This window comes from Arcobacter sp. CECT 8989, assembly GCF_004116715.1.
Taxonomy (GTDB): Bacteria; Campylobacterota; Campylobacteria; order Campylobacterales; family Arcobacteraceae; genus Halarcobacter.
On record NZ_PDKE01000108.1, the window covers coordinates 1 to 404 of the forward strand.

Below are 404 nucleotides of genomic sequence, written 5' to 3' on the forward strand. Positions count from 1 at the left end.
ACATATCCTGTATCTTCATCTACTGAAATTTCTTGAAGTTTAAGTATCCCAGAGTGTGCATATCTTGAATTGTCTGGTAATATAATATTTACAGGGATATCCTGTTTTTTATTGTTGTTTTTTATAATCTTTTTTAATTTAAATAATTGATTATTTGACTGACTTAAATCAGCATATACTCTACTTGTATCTCTAATTGTAGTTAATTCATTTGTTTGATTAGCTAAAACTAAAGATCCAATCGTATAATTTGATATTCCAATAAAACCAGAGATTTGTGCTTTTATTTTTGTTCTATCAAGATTTATTTTCGCACTTTTTAGTAAAGCTTTATTTTGTTCAACTAAAGCAACAGCTTGTAAATATGCAGCTTTTGCATCATCTACATCTTGTTGTGATACTAC

Annotated in this window: 1 protein-coding gene; it reads right to left on the bottom strand. The window is 27.0% G+C overall.

Annotated elements, in window-relative coordinates:
* Window positions 1–404, bottom strand: a 404-nt coding sequence (locus tag CRV02_RS14635) for an efflux RND transporter periplasmic adaptor subunit (protein ID WP_375137094.1), incomplete at both ends; no start/stop codon positions are given.